Origin of the sequence: Streptomyces sp. NPDC056486, from assembly GCF_042795295.1 — a bacterium.
Classification (GTDB): Bacteria; Actinomycetota; Actinomycetes; order Streptomycetales; family Streptomycetaceae; genus Streptomyces.
Genome location: NZ_JBHTSF010000292.1, coordinates 1 through 5,624, shown reverse-complemented (window position 1 = coordinate 5,624; position 5,624 = coordinate 1). Strand labels below are relative to the sequence as shown.

4 protein-coding genes are annotated in these 5,624 nt (G+C 69.1%); 1 reads left to right on the top strand and 3 read right to left on the bottom strand.

The features are described from left to right. Nucleotides 1–43: 43 nt before the first annotated feature. From ACFQ7F_RS45265 to ACFQ7F_RS45255, 3 genes are all read right to left on the bottom strand, one after another. The gene (locus ACFQ7F_RS45265) at nucleotides 44–1,399 is read right to left on the bottom strand and encodes an extracellular solute-binding protein (protein WP_383285443.1); all 1,356 of its coding nucleotides are present in this window, start codon (nucleotides 1,397–1,399) and stop codon (nucleotides 44–46) included. A gap of 228 nt (nucleotides 1,400–1,627) precedes the next feature. Continuing rightward, a complete protein-coding gene (locus tag ACFQ7F_RS45260) occupies nucleotides 1,628–2,314 on the bottom strand; it encodes a response regulator (RefSeq protein ID WP_383285440.1) in 687 nt (228 codons plus the stop codon). Beyond that, the gene (locus ACFQ7F_RS45255; RefSeq protein ID WP_383285437.1) at nucleotides 2,311–3,948 is read right to left on the bottom strand and encodes an ATP-binding protein; all 1,638 of its coding nucleotides are present in this window, start codon (nucleotides 3,946–3,948) and stop codon (nucleotides 2,311–2,313) included. The genes ACFQ7F_RS45260 and ACFQ7F_RS45255 overlap by 4 nt, the downstream gene beginning before the upstream one ends. Nucleotides 3,949–4,129: 181 nt before the next feature. On the opposite strand from ACFQ7F_RS45255, the gene ACFQ7F_RS45250 reads away from it, so the two are divergent. Further along, complete coding sequence (locus ACFQ7F_RS45250) at nucleotides 4,130–5,533, top strand: cation:dicarboxylate symporter family transporter (RefSeq protein ID WP_383285446.1); 1,404 nt, start codon at nucleotides 4,130–4,132, stop codon at nucleotides 5,531–5,533. Nucleotides 5,534–5,624 lie beyond the last annotated feature (91 nt).

The following is a 5,624-nucleotide window of genomic DNA, read 5'->3' as shown; positions in this document are numbered from 1 at the left end:
TGCGGACAGCCACACGCACCGCCGCCCCACCTGCCGGCGTCGGCTACTTCTCGACGACCTTGCCGTCCGTCGCCGCCTTGACCTCGTCGTCGTATCCGCTCGCCGCGTCGGCCACGGAACCGTCGCCCGTCGTCACCTTCTCCATGGCCTCCTGCACCGCGGTGGAGACCTTCGGGTACGCCGGGTACGCCGGGCGGTAGTTCGTCGAGGGCACCAGGTCGGTGAAGAACTTCAGTCCGGGCTGCGCCTTGAGGTACGCGGGGTCGGCCGCGACGTCCTTGCGGACCGCGATGCCCGAGTTCGCCACATACCACTTCTGGGCGTTGGCCTTGGTCTGCATCGTCTCGATGAACCTGAAGGCCAGGTCGGGGTTGGACGCCTTGGACGGGATCGCCCAGGTCCAGCCGCCGGACATGCTCACCTTGCCGGGAGCCTCGCCGTTCTGGGTCGGCATCTGGGCGAGGCCCAGCTTCTTCGACCACTCGGGCCACTCGTGACCCGCGCCCTTGCCCCAGTCCTGCGGCAGCCAGGAGCCGTCGAGGTTGATGCCGAGCTTGTCCTCGGGGAGGAGTTCGCCGCGGACCCGCGTGGCGAAGTTCGGGTCGAGGGCGTCGGAGACGTCAGGGCCGAGCTTCTCCTTGTAGACCGTCTCGACGAACTCCAGGGAGTCCTTGAAACCCTGGCTGCCCGTGACCCACTTCTTGGACTTGGGGTCGTACATCGGGTTCTGGCCCGTGCCGTACAGGAGCATCTCCATGCCCTGCATGGTGGCCGCCTCGCCCGCGGGCTTGCCCGTGTAGACGTTCAGGGGCGTGACGCCAGGGACCTTCTTCTTGATGGTCCGCGCCGTCTCGAGGATGTCGTCCCACGACTTCGGCTGCCAGTTCGCGGGAAGACCGGCCTTCTTGAAGATGCCCTTGCTGAACCAGAGGCCGCGCGTGTCGGTGCCGTCCGGGACGCCGTACGTCTTGCCGTCCGCCGCCTTCGCCGCCGTCTTGGACGTGGCGATGAACTGGTCCCAGTCCTTCCACTTGTTCAGGTAGGAATCGAGCGGCTTCAGGTAGCCGCTGGTGATGTCCGAGTTGATGAGGAAGGTGTCCTCGTAGACCAGGTCGGGCGCGGTCTTCGGGGAGCGCATCATCTGCTGCAGCTTGGTGTAGTACTCGGAGTCCGGCGCCTTGATCGGCACCAGCTTCACCTTCTTGCCGGGATTCTCCTTCTCGAACTGCTTCTTGATGTCCGCCAGATAGGTGTCCATGACCTTGATCTGGTTGTCCGTGGACTGCTTGAAGGAGATCTTCACGGTGTCCGGATCGTCGCCGGAGCCCCCGCCGCACGCGGTGAGGGTGCAGGCGGCGACCAGGGTGGTGGCGAGGAGCAGCGGGGTGGTGGGACGCACGGGTACGACCTCCTACTGGCCGACGCGGCTGGGTTACCACGCAGGGCGCAACGCGGGGCTGCCCGGTGAACGTAAGGGCGGGCTCGGAGCAAGGTCAATGCCCGTGCAACGCCGCTTGTCATCAACGTGACAACGTTGTTATTGGAGGCGGCACCAAGGCGTTACCGGCGAGCCTGCGGGCTGTTAATCGTCTTACAGGGGCGGGTACTTGGGGCGTCAGGTGCCGCTTCAGGTGGCCGATGTGAGCCAGCGGTACGCGTACTCGGGGCGACCGACGTGGCCGTACTGCGGCGTGCGGGCGGCGCGGCCCGTGGTGACCAGGTGTTCCAGGTAGCGGCGCGCGGTGATGCGGGAGATGCCCACGGTCTCGGCGGCGACCGCGGCGGTGACGCCCTCGGGGGGCGCGTCGCGCAGGGTGCGGGTCACCCTCTCCAGGGTGGGGCCGCTGAGCCCTTTGGGCAGGGCGGCGGGGCTTGGCGCGCGCAGGGTGGCCAGGGCGCGGTCCACCTCGTCCTGCCCGGTGGCCTCGCCCGCGGCGGCGCGGAACTCGGCATAGCGGGTGAGGCGGTCGCGGAGGGTCGCGAAGGTGAAGGGCTTCAGTACGTACTGGACGACGCCGAGGGAGACACCCTCGCGTACGACCGTGAGATCGCGGGCCGAAGTGACGGCGATGACGTCCGCGCGGTGGCCCGCGGCCCGCAGGGTGCGGGCCAGCTGGAGACCGTGACCGTCGGGCAGGTGGAGGTCCAGGAGGAGCAGGTCCACCTCAGTGCGGTCCAGGGCGCGTTTCGCCTCGGCGGCGCTGTGTGCCTTGCCCACGGCGTGGAAGCCGGCGATGCGGTTCACGTAGAGGACGTGGGCATCTGCCGCGACAGGGTCGTCCTCGACGACCAGAACCCGGATCGGCTCGGTCACTTGCTGCCTCCGTTTGCTGCGTCCGGTGTGCTGGCTGCGGCGTCCGTCCGCAGGTGGACCTCGAACTCCGCGCCGCCTCCGGGCGCCTCCCGCACCTCAAGTGTCCCCTCATGCTTCGTCACCGTCTGGTGGACAAGGGCCAGACCCAGGCCGCGCCCCGCCGTGGCCTTCGTCGACCAGCCGCGCTGGAAGACCGCCTCCATATGGGCGGGGTCCACCCCGGGGCCCGTGTCCGACACCCGCAGCGTCAGTCCCGCCTCGTCCGCGCGTGCCGTCACCGTCACACGGGCCGCGGGCGAGCCCTGGGCCGCGTCCACCGCGTTGTCGATCAGGTTGCCCAGGACCGTCACCAGATCGCGCGCGGGCAGATCGGCGGGCAGCATGCCGTCGTCGATGCTGCTGTCGGGGGAGACGACGAGCTCCACACCGTGTTCGTTCGCCTGGGCGGCCTTGCCCAGGAGCAGGGCCGCCAGGACCGGCTCGCTCACCGCCGCGACCACCTGGTCCGTCAGCGTCTGGGCGAGTTCCAGCTCGGCCGTGGCGAAGTCGACGGCCTCCTCGGCGCGGCCCAGCTCGATGAGGGAGACCACGGTGTGGAGGCGGTTCGCCGCCTCGTGGGCCTGTGAGCGCAGGGCGCGGGTGAAGCCACGCTCCGAGTCCAGCTCGCCGGTGAGCGCCTGGAGCTCGGTGTGATCACGCAGGGTGACCACTGTTCCGCGCCGCTCACCGCTGGACACGGGGGACGTGTTGACGACGACCACCCGGTCCGCCGACAGGTGCAGCTCGTCCACCCGCGGCTCGGCCGCGAGCAGCGCGCCCGTCAGCGGGGCGGGCAGGCCGAGCTCGGCGACGTTACGGCCGACCAGATCGCCCGATACGCCGAGCAGCTCGCGCCCTCCGTCGTTGATGAGGGCGATGCGCCGCTGCCCGTCCAGCATCAGCAGGCCCTCACGCACCGCGTGCAGCGCCGCCTCGTGGTAGTCGTGCATGCGGCTCAGCTCGGCGGCGTTCATGCCGTGGGTATGGCGGCGCAGGCGGGCGTTGATGACGTAGGTGCCGAGGCCGCCGAGCGCGAGCGCGCCCGCCGCGACACCGAGCAGGGTGAGCAGCTGGCCGCGCGCCGTCTTGCTGATCACCTCGATGGTGATGCCCGCGCTGACCAGGCCCGTGATGCGGTCGCTGCCGTCGGTGGCCCGGATCGGGGTGACCACGCGTACGGAGGGGCCCAGTGTCCCCGTGTACGTCTCGGTGAAGGTCCTGCCCCGCAGCGCCTCGGCCCGGTGGCCGAGGAAGCGCTCGCCGATCTGGTCCTTGTCGGGGTGCGTCCAGCGGATGCCGTCCGGGTCCATGATCGTGACGAAGTCGACCCCGGTGTGCCGGAGCACGTCGGCCGCGTACGGCTGGAGGGTCTCCGTCGGATTTCGGCCACGTACGGCCTCACGTACCGAAGGAGAGTCCGCGACCGCCCGCGCCGCGGCCGTGGCCTGGCGGCGCGCGCCCTCCTCGGCCTGGTGCCGGTCGCTCAGGAAGGTGAAAAGCGCGCACCCGGACACCACGAGGGTGACGAGCACGATCTGCATCGCGAAGAGCTGACCGGCGAGGCTGCGCGGCCGGGGTGGACGGGCGAGGGACATGCTGCCAGTCTGCCTGGCCGTATAAGTGCGAACTAAATGAACGTAAGGGTGACCGCCCTCACAGGGCGAGAGATAGTCACCCGAGATCCGCCTGCCCAGGACGTGAGCCGCACGCACTGGCCGAAAACGCCGACGTAGTCGTTCAAGGAGGGCCCTCGTGGCCGACACCACCGACAGCCAGGTGGCACCTGCGCCCGCAGCCAAACGGGACCGCACCCACTATCTGTACATCGCCGTCATCATCGCCGTCGTTCTCGGTATCGGTGTCGGCCTGCTCTTCCCCGACTTCGCCAAGGAGCTCAAGCCGCTCGGCGCCGGCTTCGTGAACCTGATCAAGATGATGATCTCGCCGATCATCTTCTGCACGATCGTCCTCGGCGTCGGCTCCGTCCGTAAGGCCGCCAAGGTCGGCAAGGTCGGCGGTCTCGCGCTCGGCTACTTCGTCGCGATGTCGGTCGTCGCGCTCGCCATCGGTCTGGTCGTCGGCAACATCCTGCACCCGGGCTCGGGCATGGAGATCACCGAGTCCGAGAAGGGCGCGGGCCACACCGCGGCCGAAGAGGCGAACAAGGGGCTCGTCGACTTCGCGCTCGGCGTCATCCCGAAGACGCTCGTCTCCGCCTTCACGCAGGGCGAGGTGCTCCAGACACTGCTCGTCGCGCTCCTCGTGGGCTTCGCGCTGCAGGCCATGGGCCGCTCCGGTGAGCCGGTCCTGCGCGGTATCGGGCACATCCAGCGCCTTGTCTTCCGCGTACTCGGCATGATCATGTGGGCCGCCCCGGTCGGCGCGTTCGGCGCGATGGCGGCGGTGGTCGGCGAGACCGGCACGGACGCCCTGAAGGCGCTCGCCACGATCATGATCGGGTTCTACGTCACCTGTGCGCTGTTCATCGTCATCGTGCTCGGCACGCTGCTTCGCCTGGTGACCGGCGTCAACCTCTTCAAGCTCCTGAAGTACCTGGGCCGCGAGTTCCTGCTCATCCTCTCCACCTCCTCGTCCGAGTCCGCGCTTCCGCGGCTCATCGCGAAGATGGAGCACCTGGGCGTCAGCCGTCCGGTCGTCGGCATCACCGTCCCGACGGGCTACTCCTTCAACCTCGACGGCACGATGATCTACCTGACCATGTCGTCGCTCTTCATCGCCGAGGCGATGGACCAGCCGCTCGGCCTCGGCGAGCAGATCTCCCTGCTCCTGTTCATGATGATCGCCTCCAAGGGCGCCGCGGGTGTCTCGGGATCCGGCATCGCGGTCCTGGCCAGTGGCCTGCAGTCGCACAAGCCGGGCCTGGTGGACGGCGTCGGCCTGATCATCGGCATCGACCGCTTCATGAGCGAGGCCCGCGCCCTGACCAACTTCGCGGGCAACGCGGTGGCGACCCTCCTGATCGGCACCTGGACCAAGGAGGTCGACCGCGAGCGGGTCGACGAAGTTCTCGCGGGACGGCTGCCGTTCGACGAGAAGACGCTGCTCGACGACGGCGCGTCCGAGTCCGAGTCCGAGTCCGGCAGTGCGGACCCGGACGGGGTGGACGCGGTCCCGTCGCAGCCTGCGGGCAGCGAGAAGAAGTCCCTGACGGCTTCCTGATGTCCTGACGGCTCAGCGCCGTCGGTCACCGACTCGGTGGCCTGTGAGGCGGGCAGGTCCGTCGCGGTCGGAATCATGACCGCGGCGGACC

Coding starts and splice junctions, on each gene's coding strand:
- ACFQ7F_RS45255 (WP_383285437.1), bottom strand. CDS start 3,948: ATGTCCCTCGCCCGTCCACCCCGGCCGCGCAGCCTCGCCGGTCAGCTC.